The organism is Xanthomonas sp. NCPPB 1068 (assembly GCF_041479385.2).
In the GTDB taxonomy this organism is placed as follows: domain Bacteria; phylum Pseudomonadota; class Gammaproteobacteria; order Xanthomonadales; family Xanthomonadaceae; genus Xanthomonas; species Xanthomonas cannabis.
In genome coordinates this window covers 2,457,331-2,473,894 of sequence record NZ_CM192986.1, presented here as the reverse complement: position 1 = coordinate 2,473,894, position 16,564 = coordinate 2,457,331, and the positions used below count along the sequence as shown (strand labels likewise).

At 65.8% G+C, this 16,564-nt stretch carries 18 protein-coding genes; 11 read left to right on the top strand and 7 right to left on the bottom strand.

The genetic code is table 11. The features are described 5' to 3' along the window. Positions 1 to 60 precede the first annotated feature (60 nt). The 5 genes from ACCQ12_RS10530 to zwf all read right to left on the bottom strand — a co-directional run bounded on the left by ACCQ12_RS10530 (position 61) and on the right by zwf (position 6,010). Entirely contained in the window at positions 61 to 720 is a 660-nt protein-coding gene (locus ACCQ12_RS10530) for a bifunctional 4-hydroxy-2-oxoglutarate aldolase/2-dehydro-3-deoxy-phosphogluconate aldolase (protein ID WP_372381676.1), read from the bottom strand. A gap of 52 nt (positions 721 to 772) precedes the next feature. Then, positions 773 to 2,689: a phosphogluconate dehydratase gene (gene edd, locus ACCQ12_RS10525; protein ID WP_184370782.1), complete on the bottom strand. Its 1,917-nt coding sequence runs from the start codon at positions 2,687 to 2,689 to the stop codon at positions 773 to 775. Positions 2,690 to 2,859: 170 nt separating this feature from the next. After that, a complete protein-coding gene (gene pgl / locus ACCQ12_RS10520; protein WP_039409036.1) occupies positions 2,860 to 3,579 on the bottom strand; it encodes a 6-phosphogluconolactonase in 720 nt (239 codons plus the stop codon). Further along, the gene (gene glk / locus ACCQ12_RS10515; RefSeq protein WP_046964087.1) at positions 3,576 to 4,583 is read right to left on the bottom strand and encodes a glucokinase; all 1,008 of its coding nucleotides are present in this window, start codon (positions 4,581 to 4,583) and stop codon (positions 3,576 to 3,578) included. Before glk ends, pgl begins: the two co-directional genes overlap by 4 nt. After that, complete coding sequence (zwf, locus tag ACCQ12_RS10510; protein ID WP_104580695.1) at positions 4,580 to 6,010, bottom strand: glucose-6-phosphate dehydrogenase; 1,431 nt, start codon at positions 6,008 to 6,010, stop codon at positions 4,580 to 4,582. The genes glk and zwf overlap by 4 nt, the downstream gene beginning before the upstream one ends. A 420-nt stretch (positions 6,011 to 6,430) precedes the next feature. Here zwf and ACCQ12_RS10505 point away from each other — a divergent pair, with 420 nt between their 5' ends. Then, entirely contained in the window at positions 6,431 to 7,519 is a 1,089-nt protein-coding gene (locus ACCQ12_RS10505; protein WP_179455885.1) for an ABC transporter ATP-binding protein, read from the top strand. On the opposite strand, the gene ygfZ is transcribed toward ACCQ12_RS10505, so the two are convergent. Continuing rightward, positions 7,516 to 8,388 (bottom strand): CAF17-like 4Fe-4S cluster assembly/insertion protein YgfZ, encoded by an 873-nt coding sequence (ygfZ, locus tag ACCQ12_RS10500; RefSeq protein ID WP_372381675.1) that lies wholly within the window; start codon positions 8,386 to 8,388, stop codon positions 7,516 to 7,518. The two genes, ACCQ12_RS10505 and ygfZ, sit on opposite strands and share 4 nt — an antisense overlap. Here ygfZ and ACCQ12_RS10495 point away from each other — a divergent pair. The 10 genes from ACCQ12_RS10495 (at position 8,290) to lolD (ending at position 15,042) form a co-directional block, all read left to right on the top strand. Continuing rightward, a complete protein-coding gene (locus ACCQ12_RS10495; RefSeq protein WP_338063804.1) occupies positions 8,290 to 8,598 on the top strand; it encodes a DUF1674 domain-containing protein in 309 nt (102 codons plus the stop codon). The two genes, ygfZ and ACCQ12_RS10495, sit on opposite strands and share 99 nt — an antisense overlap. Positions 8,599 to 8,654: 56 nt before the next feature. Continuing rightward, complete coding sequence (gene sdhC / locus ACCQ12_RS10490) at positions 8,655 to 9,050, top strand: succinate dehydrogenase, cytochrome b556 subunit (protein ID WP_372381674.1); 396 nt, start codon at positions 8,655 to 8,657, stop codon at positions 9,048 to 9,050. Further along, positions 9,047 to 9,433 carry a succinate dehydrogenase, hydrophobic membrane anchor protein gene (sdhD, locus tag ACCQ12_RS10485; RefSeq protein ID WP_039409052.1) on the top strand — a complete coding sequence of 129 codons (387 nt, stop codon included), beginning with the start codon at positions 9,047 to 9,049 and terminating at the stop codon, positions 9,431 to 9,433. Before sdhC ends, sdhD begins: the two co-directional genes overlap by 4 nt. A gap of 33 nt (positions 9,434 to 9,466) precedes the next feature. Further along, positions 9,467 to 11,257 (top strand): succinate dehydrogenase flavoprotein subunit, encoded by a 1,791-nt coding sequence (sdhA, locus tag ACCQ12_RS10480; protein WP_372381673.1) that lies wholly within the window; start codon positions 9,467 to 9,469, stop codon positions 11,255 to 11,257. A 3-nt stretch (positions 11,258 to 11,260) separates the two neighbouring features. Next, positions 11,261 to 11,470 carry a hypothetical protein gene (locus ACCQ12_RS10475; protein WP_166751057.1) on the top strand — a complete coding sequence of 70 codons (210 nt, stop codon included), beginning with the start codon at positions 11,261 to 11,263 and terminating at the stop codon, positions 11,468 to 11,470. Positions 11,471 to 11,486: 16 nt separating this feature from the next. Continuing rightward, on the top strand, positions 11,487 to 12,269 hold the full coding sequence (locus tag ACCQ12_RS10470) for a succinate dehydrogenase iron-sulfur subunit (RefSeq protein WP_372381672.1): 783 nt from the start codon (positions 11,487 to 11,489) through the stop codon (positions 12,267 to 12,269). 108 nt (positions 12,270 to 12,377) lie between these two features. After that, positions 12,378 to 12,626, top strand: a complete 249-nt coding sequence (locus ACCQ12_RS10465; protein ID WP_047694862.1) for an FAD assembly factor SdhE — start codon at positions 12,378 to 12,380, stop codon at positions 12,624 to 12,626. Then, positions 12,577 to 13,029 carry a YgfX family protein gene (locus ACCQ12_RS10460; protein ID WP_372381671.1) on the top strand — a complete coding sequence of 151 codons (453 nt, stop codon included), beginning with the start codon at positions 12,577 to 12,579 and terminating at the stop codon, positions 13,027 to 13,029. Before ACCQ12_RS10465 ends, ACCQ12_RS10460 begins: the two co-directional genes overlap by 50 nt. A 23-nt stretch (positions 13,030 to 13,052) precedes the next feature. Further along, complete coding sequence (locus ACCQ12_RS10455; RefSeq protein WP_039565431.1) at positions 13,053 to 14,294, top strand: lipoprotein-releasing ABC transporter permease subunit; 1,242 nt, start codon at positions 13,053 to 13,055, stop codon at positions 14,292 to 14,294. A gap of 37 nt (positions 14,295 to 14,331) precedes the next feature. Next, positions 14,332 to 15,042 (top strand): lipoprotein-releasing ABC transporter ATP-binding protein LolD, encoded by a 711-nt coding sequence (gene lolD / locus ACCQ12_RS10450; RefSeq protein WP_484606996.1) that lies wholly within the window; start codon positions 14,332 to 14,334, stop codon positions 15,040 to 15,042. 347 nt (positions 15,043 to 15,389) lie between these two features. On the opposite strand, the gene ACCQ12_RS10445 is transcribed toward lolD, so the two are convergent. After that, positions 15,390 to 16,454, bottom strand: coding sequence for an SDR family oxidoreductase (locus ACCQ12_RS10445; protein ID WP_372381670.1), 1,065 nt, complete (start codon positions 16,452 to 16,454; stop codon positions 15,390 to 15,392). Positions 16,455 to 16,564: the final 110 nt, after the last annotated feature.

Here is a 16,564-nt window from a genome sequence, read left to right as displayed (position 1 = left end):
TGTGGATGAGTTGATGCAGTGCCTTGGACCATCCAGCTTGCTGGATAGGGCACCCAGCACTCAGCCCGCACGCACCTGGCGCACGATCGCCGCGGCCTTGGTCGAGCTTTCCTTAACCTTGTCCCACTGGCCCTGTGCCAGCCAGTCCTTGGGCACCATCCACGAACCACCGATGCACAGCACGTTGGGCTGCGATAGAAACTCGGCCGCGTTGGCTTCGCTGATGCCGCCGGTGGGGCAAAGCTTGAGCTCGGACAACGGACCGGCCAGGCCCTTGAGCATCTGCAGACCGCCCACGGCGGTGGCCGGGAACAGCTTGCACACCCGGAAGCCGAGGCCCATCAGGGTCAGCAGCTCGGTCGGCGTCGCTGCGCCAGGTACGGCCGGAATCGGCGCATCGGCCAGCAGGCGCGCCAGCGGTGTGGGCGTGCCCGGGGTCACCAGGAAGTCGGCGCCGGCATCCACCGACTGACGCAACTGCAGTTCGCTGAGCACGGTGCCGGCGCCGATCACGATGTTCGGCAGCTCGCGCTTGAGCATCGCCAGCGCGTCGATCGCCACCGGCGTGCGCAGGGTCAGCTCGATCGCGGGCAGGCCGCCTTCCAGCAGCGCATCGGCGACGCGGCGTGCCTGGTCCAGCGTGTCGACAGTGACCACCGGCAGGATGCCGGCGTCGCGCAGCAGCTGTTCGGCGGTGTTCTGGGTCTGGGCAATCGTCATTGCAACTCCATTAGACGGCGGCCGCCGGGGCGGCCGCGCAGAGGGTAAGGGGTCAGGCGTCCTTGGACTCGTGCGGTGCAGCCGCCGCGGCCGCATCGGCTCCGAGTTCGTATTCGGCGTCGTAGCTCCACAGCGCACCGTCCGGATGGGTCGGGCCGCAGGAAATGGAGATCGCGCCTTGGTCGGCCGGGCCGACGACCTGCCGGTTGATCGCAAACAGGTTGCGGCCCAGGTCGTTGCCCGCCACGGCGGTGTTCGGCGCCACCTCGCGCGATGCCCATTCTTCGGCCGAGACCAGCACTTCCAGGATGCCGGCTTCGCCGTCCAGACGTACGATGTCGCCTTCGCGGACGCGTCCGATCGGGCCGCCGCGCGCCGCCTCGGGGGTGAGATGGATCGCCGCCGGGAATTTGCCCGACGCGCCGGAAAGGCGGCCATCGGTCACCAAGGCCACGCGGCGGCCCTGGTTCTGCAACAGGCCCAGCAACGGCGCCATCGAATGCAGCTCGGGCATGCCGTTCGCGCGCGGGCCCTGGTAGCGCAGCACCACCACGAAATCGTGCGGCAGCACGCCGGCGGCATGCAGCTTGTTGAGCACCTGCGGCGTGTCGATCACCACCGCCGGCGCTTCGATCTTGCGATGCTGCGGCTTGACCGCCGACAGCTTGATCAGCGACCGCCCCAGGTTGCCGCGCAGCAGCCGCAGCCCGCCCTGCGCTTCGAAGGCATCGCTGACCGGGCGCGCCACGCTGTCGTCGGCGGTGGTCGCGGTACCCGGAACATAGGTGACCTTGCCGTCCTGCAGGCGTGGCTCGTTGACGTAGGCGCGCATGCCGCCGTCGACCACGGTGGGCAGGTCGTCGTGCATGTAGCCGGCGTCCATCAGCTCGCGGAACACGAACGCGGTGCCGCCCGCGGCCTGGAAGCGGTTCACGTCGGCCTCCCCGTTCGGATAGACGCGGGTCAGCAGCGGCACGGTCTGCGAAATCAGATCCATGTCGTCCCAGGTCAGCACGATGCCGGCCGCACGTGCCACCGCGATCCAGTGGATGGTGTGGTTGGTCGAGCCGCCGGTGGCCATCAGCGCGACCACCGCGTTGACGATGGCACGCTCGTCGATCAGGCGGCCGAACGGGCGGAAATCCTGGCCCAACGCGGAGATCGCCAACGCACGTGCGGTGCCCTCGCGGGTCAACGCGTCGCGCAGCGGTAATTCCGGGTTGACGAACGAGGCGCCGGGCAACTGCACGCCCATCGCCTCCAGCAACACCTGATTGGAATTGGCGGTGCCGTAGAAGGTGCAGGTGCCGGGCGAGTGGTACGACGAAGATTCCGCTTCCAGCAGTTCGGCGCGGGTGGCTTCGCCGGCGGCATAGCGCTCGCGCACTTCGGCCTTCTGCTTGTTCGGGATGCCCGGCGTCATCGGGCCGGCCGGCATGAAGATCGCCGGCAGGTGCCCAAATGCCAGCGCGCCGATCAACAGCCCCGGCACGATCTTGTCGCATACGCCCAGGTACACCACGCTGTCGAACATGTCGTGACTCAGGCCGATCGCGGCAGCCTGGGCAATGTTGTCGCGCGAGAACAGCGACAGTTCCATGCCGGCGCGGCCCTGGGTCACGCCGTCGCACATGGCCGGTACGCCACCGGCGACCTGCGCGGTGGCGCCGAGCGAACGCGCCGTGTCGCGGATCAGCTGCGGATAATGCTCGAACGGCTGATGCGCCGACAGCATGTCGTTATAGGCGGTGATGATGCCCAGATTGGGGGTGGCCGCACCGCGCAGGCGCGACTTGTCGGTCGGCTCGGACGCAGCAAAGCCATGGGCAAGATTGCCGCAGCTCAAACGGCTACGGAACGGTCCCTCGCGCAGGGCGGCATCGAGACCGGCCAGATACGCCGCGCGCGACGGCGCGCTGCGCTTGCGGATACGGTCGGTGACAGCTTGGATGTTCGGATGCAGGCTCATTGGCTACCGGCTATGAGAAACGGGAAAGGAAATGCGCTTTTAATTTCCCGCACATGGATGTGCGGGCTGTTGCGAAGGACTCGCACGAGATCGGCTGTTGCGAAGGACTCGCACGAGATCGGCTGTTGCGAAGGATTCGCACAAGATCGCTTCCTGCGAGGGGACGCGCATCACTGACACCAATGCACCCGCAAGCGCGGGCCAGGCTGCTGCAGCGCCACGCGGATCGGGTACTCGCCGACGTCCTCGCCTGCCAGTGCGGCCTGCAGCACATCCAGCTTCTGCTTGCCGCGCAACAGCAGCAGGCGGGTCGGGATCGCGGACAGACCGGCAGGCGTGAGGGTGATGCGCAACGGCCACTGGTTCGCGCCCGGGCAGCCGGTCGCATCCAGCGAGGCGTACGGCTGCGGGCTGGCGAGCGCCTTGGGCAGGTCGGTGGAGCCTGGGAACAGCGAAGCGGTGTGTCCGTCGCCGCCCATGCCCAGCACCGCCAGACAGGCCGGCTCGGCATGGGTGGCCTGCAGGTTGGCGGTGTGCACGCACTCGGGCAACTGCTTGCCGGGGCGCACCAGCGGGATGAAGGTGGCCGCCGGTGCGTGGGTCAGGAAGCTGTGATTGACCAGCCAGGCGTTGCTGTCCTGGTCCTGCGGCGAGAGCCAGCGCTCGTCGACCAGGCCCACCTCCACCCGCGACCAGTCCAGCGGGCGGTGGGCGAGGGATTCGTACACCGGCGCCGGCGTCGTACCGCCCGAGAGCAGCATGCGCGCCTGGCCACGCCGCGAAATCTCCTGCTCGAGCAGGTCGGCCATTTCGCTGGCCACCGCCTCGGTCCACTCGGCCGGGTCTTCGTAACGCACCAGGGTGATGCGCGGGTTGTCCTGCAGGTTCATCGCTGCTCCCCGGGGTGCTGGCGTTGCGCGTCCACCGCATACGCGGCGGCGCCAAGCAGGCCGGCATGCGGATGCATGACCGCCAGCGACGGCACCCGCGACATGATGGCGGAGAACCGCCCCTTGTGTTCGAAACGCTGGCGGAAGCCGGAGTGCTGCAGCGAATCCAGCACCTTGGGCACCAGCCCGCCGGTGAGGAACACGCCGTCCCAGGCGCCCTGCATCAGCACCATGTCGCCGGCGATCGCACCGAAGATGGCGCAGAACAGGTCGATGGTGCGCGCCGAACGCGGGTCGCCAGCGGCTGCGCGTGCGGTGATGTCCTTGGGCTCCAGCGGGCCCGGGTCGATCCCGGCGATCTCGCTCAGGGCGCGATGGATGTTGACCAGCCCCGGCCCGCAGATCAGGCGCTCGTTGGAGACCCGGCCGAACTGCTCGGAGAGGATCTCCAGCACGCGGATTTCCTCGGGCGTGCCCGGCGGGAAGCTGACATGGCCACCTTCGGTTTCCAGCGGAAAACAGCGCCCGTTGCGGATGATCAGACCACCCACGCCCAGGCCGGTGCCAGGGCCGATCACGCCGTAGTTGCGCGGCTGATCGATCGGCGCCGGCCGCCAGCTGGCGCCGCCGACCTGCACCACGTCCTGTGGCCGCAACAGGCTGATCGCCATGGCCTGGGCAGCGAAGTCGTTGATCAGGTGCAGCGTGCTGAAACCCAGCATGCTGGCGGTGCGCGTGCGCGAGATCACCCACGGATGATTGGTGATGCGGGCTTCGTCGCCATCGACGCGGCCGGCCACGGCGAATACGCCCTGGGTGGCCTGCACGCCGATCTGGTCGAGGTAGTAACGCGCGGCTTCGCCAAGCGAAGCGAACTCCACCACCGCAAATTCGCGCGAGGTGTCATCCAGCAGCGGTACCGAGGCGTCGACATCGGCCAGCGCGAAGCGCGCGTTGGTGCCGCCGATATCGGCAACCAGCACCGGCTTGGAAGGAGCGGTCATGCGTTGTTTCCCTGTGCGTCGGTAGCCGGAGGCAGGAACGGGGTAGCGGCGTCGGGGCCCCAGCTGCCAGCCGGGTAGGGCTGCAACGGCAGGGCTGCGTCCTTCCAGGCATCGCTGACGCTGTCGATCCAGGCCCAGGCGGCCTTGACCTCGTCATCGCGCACGAACAGGGCCGGGTTGCCGTTGAAGGCGTCCACGAACAGCCGCTCGTAAGCGATGCGGCGGTGCAGGCCGGTTGGCACCGACAGTTCCAGTTCCAGCGGCTGCAGTTCGATGGCGCCCCATTCCGGGCCGGCCAGGCTGCTCATCAGGCCGAGTTCGATGTTTTCCTGCGGCTGCAGCTGGAAGGTCAGGCGGTTGGGCACCGCGTTCTGGCGGTCCGGGCGCTCGAACAGCCAATGCGTGACCGGCTTGAGCGTCACCACGATCCGGGTGGAGCGCTCGGCCAGGCGCTTGCCGGTGCACAGGTGGAACGGCACCCCGGCCCAGCGCCAGTTGTCGATATGCGCAGTCACCGCGACGAAGGTTTCCACGTCGCTGCCTTCCGGCGGGTGATAGGCCTGCGCCGGTTGGCCGTTGATGGTGCCGGCGGTGTAGCGGCCGCGCACGCTGTCGTGCGCGGCGTGGTCGGCGGTCATCGGGCGCAGCGCCCGCAGCACCTTGACCTTCTCGTCGCGGATGCGGTCGGCTTCCAGCGAGGCCGGCGGCTCCATCGCCACCAGGCACAGCAGCTGCAGGATATGGCTCTGGACCATGTCGCGCAGGGCGCCGGAGCGCGCGTAATACGCGTCGCGCCCGTCCACGCCTTCGCTTTCGGCGACCAGGATCTGCACCGACTCGATGTAGGTGCGGTTCCACACCGCTTCGAGCAGCGTGTTGCCGAAGCGCAGCGCGATCAGGTTCTGCACCGCCGCCTTGCCCAGGTAATGGTCGAGACGGAACACGCGGTCTTCGTCGATCAGCGCGCCGATCGACTGCAGGATCTCGCGGGCGCTGTCCGAATCGTGGCCGATCGGTTTTTCCAGCATCAGCCGGTGCGGTGCCGCCAGCGCGCCACCCAGGGCAAGGCCCTGGCAGGTGCTGATGTACAGCCCCGGCGGGATCGCCAGGTAGCTGACGCACTGGCGGTTGGCCAGCTCGCGCACGGCATTGGCCACCGACTCGGCATCGCGCAGATCCACCGAGCGGTAGTCCACCCGCTGCAGCAATGTCTGGATCTGCTCGGGCGTGGCGATCGGCAGCGCCTCGGTCAGGCGCGGCCGCAGCACCTCGCGGAAGGCCTCGGTGTCGTGCGGCGACAATGCCAGCGCACGGATGCGGAAGTCCTCCGGCAACAGACCGTCGACGAACAAGCGCAGCAGGGAGGGGAAGAGATAGCGCTGGGCGAGATCGCCGGTGGCGCCGAACAGGATCAGGGTGTTGTGCATGGACCGAGTTTCAGATTCTGGAGACATCGTTATCAGCGGCTTGGCGGAAAGGCGCCGGACAGCCGGCGGTCGGTACGTCTGTTCCTGAGCGACACTTGCGTGCGCGCAGCGGGGGATGGACGCTGACGCCCAGCCCCCGATTGTTGCAGCAACGGGCCGTGAGGGGTTAGCGCCCCGGCGGCATACCTGCACCTGCGTGGCGGAATGCCGGGTGGCGAGTCACTGGTGACGCCGCTGGAAACTGCGGCGTGCGTCGGTAGCGGCATGGTCCCTCCCGAGATCGATGTTGCCATGTGAAAACGATTACATGTCAGAATAAACCAATGCATTCGTTTGCACAGAGATTTCGCGCAAACGGGTCGGTCGTCATTGCCGTCGGGAGGGCCGAGGGCAGGGCGCATACACAGTCGAGGCCGAACGATGGCGAAAGTGCAGTTGGAAGGTGTCCGCAAGGTCTATGAAAACGGCCAGGTGGCGGTGCAGGGCGCAAGCTTCGAGGTCGCCGATGGCGAGTTGATGGTGCTGGTCGGGCCGTCCGGCTGCGGCAAGTCGACCTTGCTGCGCATGATCGCCGGGCTCGAGGACATCAGCGCCGGCACGCTCAAGATCGGCGAGCGCGTGGTCAACGACGTGGCGCCGAAAGACCGCGACATCGCCATGGTGTTCCAGAGCTATGCGCTGTATCCGCACATGACCGTGGCCGAGAATCTGGCCTTCGGGCTCAAGCTGCGCGGCCATCCGAAGCAGGTCATCGCCGAGCGCGTCAACAATGCGGCCGAGCTGCTGGGCCTGACCCCGATGCTGGACAAGCTGCCCAAGGCCATGTCCGGCGGCCAGCGCCAGCGCGTGGCACTGGGCCGGGCGATGGTGCGCGAATCCTCGGTGTTCCTGCTCGATGAGCCGCTGTCCAACCTGGACGCCAAGCTGCGCCACAGCGTGCGCACCGAGATCGCGCAGCTGCATCGCAAGCTCGGCACCACCATGATCTATGTCACCCACGACCAGGTCGAGGCAATGACGCTCGGCCAACGCATCGTGGTGCTCAAGGACGGCGTGATCCAGCAGATCGACAGCCCGATGGCGCTGTACGACCGCCCGGCCAATCTGTTCGTGGCCGGCTTTCTGGGCAGCCCGGCAATGAATGTGCTGCAGGGGCGTCTGGACGAGCAGGATGGCCTGCACCTGGTGCTGGCCGACGGCTGGCGGGTGCCGTTGGGCGCTGCCCGGGTTGATCGTCGCTGGTTCGGTCAGGACGTGATCGTCGGCGTGCGCCCCGAGCACCTGCAACCGTCCGAAGACGCACGGCTGGGCTTCGAGGCACGGGTGGAAGTGATCGAGCCGGTAGGCAACGAGATCTTCCTCAACCTGGACCGCGGCGGCCAGCCGCTGGTGATCCGTGTGACGCCGCAGGCCCTGCCTGCGGTCGGGCAGCCGCTGCGCCTGGCCTTGCGCAGTGATGCGCTGCATTTCTTCGACCCGGCGACCGGGCAGCGGCTGGAACCGGCCTAACGCTCCAGGCCGGGAAGGAGGGCGAGCGGGCGCGCGCGGTGCGCGCCTGCCTGCAGCACGGCGTCATCGCCCAGGGTCAGATCCAGCGGAAGCACGGCCAGCGCAAGTGGTTCGGCGACACTGACCACTGTCCCGATGGCGGTGCCGTCGAGCACGACACTGTCGCCGGCTTCGGCCTTGCCTTCGATCTCCAGCAACTGCAACGCACGCTTGGCCTTGCCCAGAAAGTGCGTGCGCGCCACGATTTCCTGGCCGGGGTAGCAGCCCTTCTTGACGCTGAAAGCGTGCAGACGGTCCAGCGCAAGTTGTTGCGGCGTCCACTGTTCGCGCTGGGCCTGCGGCAGGCGAACCAGCCCCAGTTGCAGATCTTCCTGGCGCCATCGCGCGTCGATGCTCAGCACTTCCATCGGCGCGGCCAATGCCGTGTCCTGCGCAAGCAGCAGCGTGCGCGGCCGCCCGGCTGTGCCCATGTCCAGCGCGATATGCAGCGTTCCGATATCGGCGTGTGCACCGTGCGCGCGTTGCGCCGGCTCGAAGCCGCCATACGCCGATAGCTTGATGGCGTTGATTGTCAGCTTGCGCCGGAACACGAAACGGCCGAGCTGCGCGGCGATCTCGGCTGCATTGCCGTCCGGCAACAGCATCAGCAATTGCGCGTCGTCCTCACGCAGGAGTGCGAAGATGGCAACCACGCGCCCCTTCGCCGTCAACCACGCATTCCATTGCCACTGCCCGATCGCCAGCGCCTGGACGTCATTGGCAAATTGGGCATGCGCAAACGCCACTGCATCCGCGCCGGCCAATCGGACGTATTGCATGTCGTGCAGGGAGCCAAAACCCTGCGGAATAAGATTCAGGTTGTCAGCCACGGAAGGGGAGGACTAAAATCGCAATGTTGTGAGACCACTATGATAGGCCATCCAACCCCCACGCCATCGCAGGATTCCGAGACGCAGCCTTCCCCTCAGGAGCACATTCCCGAGAAGAAGCCACTGCCCAAAGAGATCGGTGGGCGCGACGGCCCTGAGCCAACGCGCTACGGCGACTGGGAAAAAAATGGACGCTGCATCGATTTTTGAGCAGCTTTTAGCCACAGCGGCCTAGTGCCGCCCAGCCGAGATAACGAGCCCAGCGAATGGCGATCCGCGAACGTCCTCTTTCCCCGCATCTCCAGGTGTACCGCTGGCAGATCCAGATGGTGACCTCGATTCTCAATCGAGCCACCGGCATCGTTCTGTCGGTCGGCGCCTTGGGACTTGCCGCCGCCTTGCTCACATTGATGCTTGGCCCCGACCACTGGAATTGCCTGCGCGAACATGCTGCCGCCTGGTACGGACAGGTGTTCCTGTTCGGCTGGACCTGGAGCTTTGCCTTCCACCTGTTCGGTGGGTTGCGCCACATCCTGCAGGACTTCGGCCAGGGCTACGCCGTGCGCTCGTTCGTCAGCCTGGGCTGGCTGTCGGTGGTGCTGAGCCTGGTGCTCACCGCCGCGATCTGGGCTTACGTCCTGTTGTCTGGAGGTGCCGCATGAGCCGCTACCGTACCCCGCTCAAAAACGTGCGAGGCCTGGGGGCCGCCAAGACCGGTACCGAGCATTTCGTCGTCCAGCGCCTGACCGCCACCGCTCTGGTGCCGTTGTCGATCTGGTTCCTGATCTTCGTGCTGAGCCTGGTCGGCGCCGACCATGCGACCGCCAGCGCCGCCGTTGCCAAGCCGTGGAACGCGATTCTGCTGGTCGGCTTCCTGATCGCCTCGTTCTGGCATGCGCAACTGGGCATGCAGGTGGTGCTGGAAGATTACGTGCACAACTCGCTGCTCGCGCTTGCGGCGCAGACCATCGTGCGCTTCGTCGCCGTGCTGGGCGCCATCGTCAGCGTGTTTGCCGTGGCGCGTATCGCGCTGGGCATCAGCTGAGTCGCCAGCGACCAAACAGGAATCCATAATTCGATGTCCGCTTACAAGATCACAGAACACAAGTACGACATGGTCGTGGTAGGCGCCGGCGGTGCCGGCCTGCGCGCCACGTTCGGTCTGGCCCAGAAGGGCTTGCAGACCGTCTGCCTGACCAAGGTCTTCCCGACCCGTTCGCATACCGTTGCCGCGCAGGGCGGTATTTCCGCGGCGCTCGGCAACATGGGCGAGGACGACTGGCGCTATCACTTCTACGACACCATCAAGGGCTCCGATTGGCTGGGCGACCAGGACGCGATCGAGTACATGTGTCGCGAGGCGATCCCGGCCATCATCGAGCTGGAGCACTACGGTGTGCCGTTCTCGCGCACCGAAGAGGGCAAGATCTACCAGCGTCCGTTCGGCGGCATGACCACCAAGTACGGCGAAGGCCCGTCCGCGCAGCGCACCTGCGCCGCAGCCGACCGTACCGGCCACGCCATGTTGCACACGCTGTACCAGCAGTCGCTGGCGCACAACGCGCGCTTCATGATCGAGTATTTCGCACTCGACCTGATCTTCGACGAAGAAGGCGTCTGCCGCGGCGTGCTTGCGCTGGACATGGCCGATGGCACGTTGCACCTGTTCCGCGCTCATGGCGTGGTGCTGGCCACCGGCGGTTACGGCCGTGCCTATTTCAGCGCCACCTCCGCGCATACCTGTACCGGTGACGGCGGCGGCCTGGTGATGCGTGCCGGCCTGCCGGTGCAGGACATGGAGTTCGTGCAGTTCCATCCCACCGGCATTTATGGTGCGGGCTGCCTGATCACCGAGGGCGTGCGCGGCGAAGGCGGCATTCTGCGTAACAGCAATGGCGAGCGCTTCATGGAGCGCTATGCACCGCACTACAAGGATCTGGCCTCGCGCGACGTGGTATCGCGCTCGATGACGGTGGAGATCCGCGAAGGCCGTGGCGTGGGTGAGCACAAGGACCACATCCTGCTCGACCTGACCCACCTCGGCCCGGAAGTGATCAACGACAAGCTGCCCGGTATCGCCGAGAGCGCGCACATCTTTGCCGGTGTGGACGTGGCCAAGCAGCCGATTCCCGTGCTGCCGACCGTGCACTACAACATGGGTGGCATCCCGACCAACTATTACGGCGAAGTCGTGCGCAAGCAGGGCGACAACCCGGATGCGGTGGTGCCCGGCCTGTACGCCATCGGCGAAGCGGCCTGCGTGTCGGTGCATGGCGCAAACCGCCTGGGCTCCAACTCCTTGCTGGACCTGGTGGTGTTCGGTCGTGCGGTGGCCAACCGTTGCGCCGAAACGGTCAAGACCAACCAGCCGCACAAGCCGCTGCCGTCCGATGCCTGCGACAAGGCGCTGGGCCTACTCGACAAGCTGCGCTATGCCAACGGCTCCACGCCGACCTCGGTAATCCGCGACAACATGCAGCGCACCATGCAGTCGGACGCGGCCGTGTTCCGTACCAGCAAGACGCTGAAGGAAGGCGTGGACAAGATGGCCGAGATCTTCGCTTCCTTCGAAGACGTCAAGGTGTCGGACCGCTCGCTGGTCTGGAACTCGGACCTGATCGAGACCTACGAATTGAACAACCTGCTGCTCAATGCAGTGGCGACGATCAATTCGGCCGAGCAACGCAAGGAAAGCCGTGGCGCGCACTCGCACGAGGACTTCCCGGACCGCGACGACGTCAACTGGCAGAAGCACACGCTGGTGACCGTCGACGACAAGGGCAAATGCGAATTCGAGTATCGCCCGGTGCACATGTACACGCTGAGCAAGGATGTGGACGTGGTCCCCCCGAAGCCGCGCGTGTACTGATTGATGCGTCTGCGACACGCCACGTCTGCGTCGAAGGTGCCTGCCGGTGTGTTCCGGCAGAGCGGCGCCATCGTGCAGCAACGGGGTCGTCGCAGGACGCAGGCGCAGCGCCGGCAACCGGCCGGCCGCTGCGCCATCGATTCGATGGTGGCATCCACCGTTTTCACTTTCATGCGTACGGTGCGGTTGTCGTTCGCACCGCGCATCGCCTGAGCCAACGAGAGCAGCTATGGCAGAGTTCACCCTCCCCAAGAATTCAAAGATCGGCAAGGGCAAGCATTACCCTGCACAGGGCGCCAAGAACACGCGCACCTTCAAGGTCTACCGCTGGGATCCCGATGGCGACGCCAACCCGCGTACCGACAGCTACGAGATCGATCTCGACAAGTGCGGCCCGATGGTGCTGGACGCGCTGATCAAGATCAAGAACGAGATCGACCCGACCCTGGCGTTCCGTCGTTCGTGCCGCGAAGGTATCTGCGGCTCGTGCGCGATGAACGTCGACGGCACCAATACGCTGGCCTGCACCAAGGCGATTGCGGCCTGCGGCAAGTCGGAAGTGCCGATCTATCCGTTGCCGCACATGAGCGTGATCAAGGATCTGGTGCCGGACCTGACGCATTTCTATGCGCAGTACGCCTCGATCAAGCCCTGGATCCGCACCCAGACCCCGCCGCCGCCGGATCGCGAGCGCCTGCAGTCGCCGGAAGATCGCAAGAAGCTCGACGGCCTGTACGAGTGCATCCTGTGCGCGTGCTGCTCGACCAGCTGCCCGAGCTACTGGTGGAACGGCGAGCGTTACCTGGGCCCGGCCATCCTGTTGCAGGCCTACCGCTGGATCATCGATTCGCGCGACGAAGACACCGGTGCGCGCCTGGACGATCTGGAAGACCCGTTCAAGCTGTATCGCTGCCACACCATCATGAACTGCGCACGGACCTGCCCGAAGGGCCTGAATCCGGCACTGGCCATTGCGGAAATCAAGAAGCTGATGATGGCGCGTCGCGCCTGATTGCTGGCAGCGCGGTCCCGCCTGGCGGGATGTGGTTCGCAGCGGCACCGGCCCTTGGGTCAGGTGCCGCTGTCGTTTTCGCCTCTGGCCAGGCGATAGGGAGATGAAATGGACGAGCAAACCTTGCTGAAAAAGCTGCGCTGGCGTTGCCGGCGTGGCATGCGCGAACTGGACCAACTGTTCGGGCGTTATCTGGATCAACGCTGGGCGCAGGCTTCCGAGTCCGAGCGCGCGGTTTTCCTACAGCTGCTGGATTGCGAAGACGATAAGTTGTGGCGCTGGTTCATGGGATACGAGGCCTGCCCCGATGCCGCCAATGCCGCCCTCATCGCCGATATCCGCGCCTTGCCGGCTTGAGTGGCGGCCTTCGCGCGGGCTTGTCTGCGCAGTGAGCGCACTGGCCGTGCTGGCGCTGTGCGCGGTGTGGCGTAGCGGGGCGCCGCTATGGCTGGCGGCGTTGCTGTCTGCCTGGGTGCCGGTATCTGCCGCGCGCTCGCTTCGTGCGTTGTTGCGCTTGCCTGCGCGGCAGGTGCTGATCCCGTGGGGCGAGCTGCCCGCCAGCATCGACGGCCAAGCCGTGCAGGACCTGCAGGTTGCGTGGCGTGGGCCGATCGCGGTGGTGTCGTGGGCACGTGCCGATGCACGCCGCGAACGCCTGCATTTCTGGCCTGACACCCTGCCGGCGACGCAACGACGTGAACTGCGTCTGGCCGCTCACGCACACGCCATTTCGTCCCGGCGGTCGCTAGTGGCACCATAGCGTCCCTTTCCTGGTTGAACCGCATGTTCAAACCTATCCCGGTTGCCATCGGCTTGCGCTACCTGCGCGCCAAGCGGCGCAATGGCTTCATCTCGTTTATCTCGATGGCATCGATCCTGGGCATCGCCCTGGGCGTCACCGTGCTGATCACCACGCTGGCGGTGATGAGCGGTTTCCAGAAAGAGATCCGCGACCGTCTGTTGCAGATGGCCGCGCATGCCACCGTCAGTGCCGACGGCGCGCCCATGCGCGATTGGCAGCATGCGGTCGAGGTCGCCATGGCCGACCCGCGTATCGCTGGCGCGGCCCCCTACATCGAAACCGAATCGTTGCTGCAGGGCCCGCGCAAGCAGCCGGCCATCGTGCGTGGCGTCGTCCCGTCGGAAGAGGCCAAGGTGTCGGTGCTGGCCAAGAAGATGCAGCAGGGCTCGGTGGACAGCCTGACGCCCGGTTCCTACAACATCGTCATCGGCAAGGAACTGGCCCTGTGGCTGGGCGTGGACGTGGGAGACGGCATCGTCGTGCTGCTCAGCGATACCCAAGCCACCCCGTTGGGCGCCATGCCGCGGCTCAAGCGCTTTACCGTCAGTGGAATCTTCGAGGCCGGTTACAACGAAATCGATCGCGGACTGGCAGTGGTCAACATGCAGGATCTGGCGCGCGTCTTGCGCATGGACGGCGTGACCGGCGTGCGCCTGAAACTGCACGACATGGATCAGGCCTGGCCGGTGGCGCGCGATCTGGCGGTGAAACTGCACGGCCCGTACCGGGTGAGCGACTGGACGCAGGAAAACGCCAATCTCTATCACTCGCTGAAGATGGAAAAGACCGTGATGGGCATCCTGCTGTCGTTGATCGTGGCGATGGGCGCCTTCAACCTGGTGTCGTCGCAGGTGATGCTGGTGACCGACAAGCAGGCCGACATCGCCATCCTGCGCACACTGGGCCTGTCGCCCGGCGGGGTGATGCAGGTGTTCATGGTGCAGGGGTCGTTGATCGGTTTCATGGGCACGATCATGGGTGTGATCGGCGGCATCGTGCTGACGCTCAATCTCGAGCGCATCCTTGGTGTGATCGAAACGATCTTCAGCGTCAAGCTGCTGCCGGAAGACGTCTATTACATCACCGGCCTGCCCACCGACATGCAGACCCAGGATGTGGTGGTGATCACCGTGGTGGCATTGGTGATGAGTTTCCTGGCGACCCTGTATCCGGCGTGGCGCGCCTCACGCACCCAGCCGGCGGAGGCGCTGCGTTATGAATGAGATCCGGGATTCGGGATTCGGGAATCGGGAATCGGTCGTGCAAAAGCCAAACCAGGCAGAGGCAGTGATTCGGGCCGAGGGTCTGGCCAAGACCTACGCCGAAGGCAAGATGCGCACGCCGGTCTTCGACGGCCTGGATCTGGCGGTGGCCACCGGCGAGACCGTGGCCATCGTCGGCGCGTCCGGTGCCGGCAAGAGCACCTTGCTGCACCTGCTCGGCGGGCTGGATATTCCTACCTCGGGCGAGGTGTACGTGGCGGGCGAGCGCATGTCGGCGCTGTCCGATGGCCAGCGCGGCAAGCTACGCAACCAGGCGCTCGGTTTCGTGTATCAGTTCCATCACCTGCTGCCGGAATTCACCGCACTGGAGAACGTGATGATGCCGGTGCTGCTGTCGGGCCAGGACGTGCCGGTTGCCAGGGCGCAGGCGCTGCAGTTGCTGGAATCGGTCGGGCTCGGGCATCGCATCGAACACAAGCCCAGCGAGCTGTCGGGCGGCGAGCGTCAACGTTGCGCAGTGGCGCGCGCCCTGGTCAACAAGCCCGGCTGCGTGCTGGGCGACGAACCCACCGGCAATCTCGACGACAAGACCGCCGGCACGGTGTTCGAGCTGATGCTGGAACTCAACCGCGCGCAGCGCACCAGCCTGGTGCTGGTGACGCACGACCGCAGCCTGGCGCGGCGTCTGGACCGCGTGCTGGAGCTGCATCAAGGCAGGCTGCGCGAATTGGCGCCGTCGGCGGTGTAGTCAGTCACCGAGGCGCTGTCGCCGGTTCGGCAGCGCTGCATCGGGAGGGCGATTGCGTTGCCCTCCACTAATGGGCAGAAGTCACCTGCACGATGTCTGCGGATCATTGTGGTATCGCAAGTGAGTATGCGGCGGCGCTTACCCGATCCGCCCTGAGATGCGAATGACTGCGTTGCGCTCTGCGTGACGAACGCTGTGTGGGCGCTCCGCGAACGAAAACGGTACACGGCGCTCGGCGCAACGAAAGAAGTACCCCACGTTACCGTTGCGAGCCTGCCGACCGTGATGCGGCAGATCGTGTACTGCTGCGGGTCGAAGGCCGACCCGCAGCGATGCAACGCCATCGATCAGGGGATGATGCGCAGCGCCCGCAACCGGGTAAACAGCTCGAAGAACGAGGCGCGGCTGTCGTAGAAATCTACAAAGCCCAGCTCGCGGCTCTTGGTCATGTCGTTGACGCACTCGATCTCGCGGCCCAGGTCCGCATCGGTATGCCACCACGAGGCCAGGCGATTGACGTCCGCTTCCACCAGGTCGTGCTTTGCCGCCAGTTCGGCCCAGAGCGCAGGGGCCGCCTCGGTCAGGCGCGCTTCCAACGGCTGTGGTGTGTCCGGGCAGGGCGCGGCGTCGAGTTCGAAGAACGCGGCGATCTCGCCCCACATCCAGCGCCAGCGGAATACATCGCCATTGACGGTATTGAAGGCCTGGTTGCGTGCGGCCGGGCTCAGGCCTGCCCAGGCCAGCTGACGCCCGAGCAGCCCGGCATCGGTCAGATCGGTGAGGCTGTTCCACTGCGCCTGCGAGCCCGGGAATACGAAGGGCTGGCCGGTGTGCTTGCACAGCGATGCATAGACCGCCAGCGTCACGCCCATGTTCATCGCATTGCTGCCATTGGCCATGCCGATCATGGTGTGCGAACGATGCACGCTCCACCCGAAGCCATGGCGCTCGGCGTGCGCGAACAGCAGGTCTTCGAGGGTGTAATAGAAATTCTCGCCCGGCTGGCGTGGTTCGCTCTCGCGGAACGGCGTTTCGGCCTTGCCGCTGCCGTAATTTTCGAACGCACCCAGATAATGCTTGGTGCCGGTGACCAGGGCCATGTGCTGCAGCGGCGCAGCGCTCAGCGCATCGCAGAGGTGACGCATCATTGCGCCGTTGGCTTCGACGTTCTCGCGCTCGGTGTCGCGACGCGTCCAGGTGCAGAAAAATACGTGGGTAATCGGCAGGCCACGCAAGGCCTTGGCCGTGCTATCCGCGTCGAGCAGGTCGGCTGCGACGGGAATGACGCCATCCTGCGGCAGTGGGCGACGTGCGAGGCCGTAAACGGTCCATCCATCGGCAACCAGAACGTTGGCGAGGTTGTAACCGGAAATGCCGGTCACGCCGACAATCAATGCAATGCCTTTACGCATGTGGGGGAACTCCTCGGAAACAGCGTCGAACATAGCGCTTCGCTCATGAAATCGAGGCGAATTGGGGGTGGCGCCAGCTGGCAGGCTGCACTGGCGTCGTGCGTCACGCA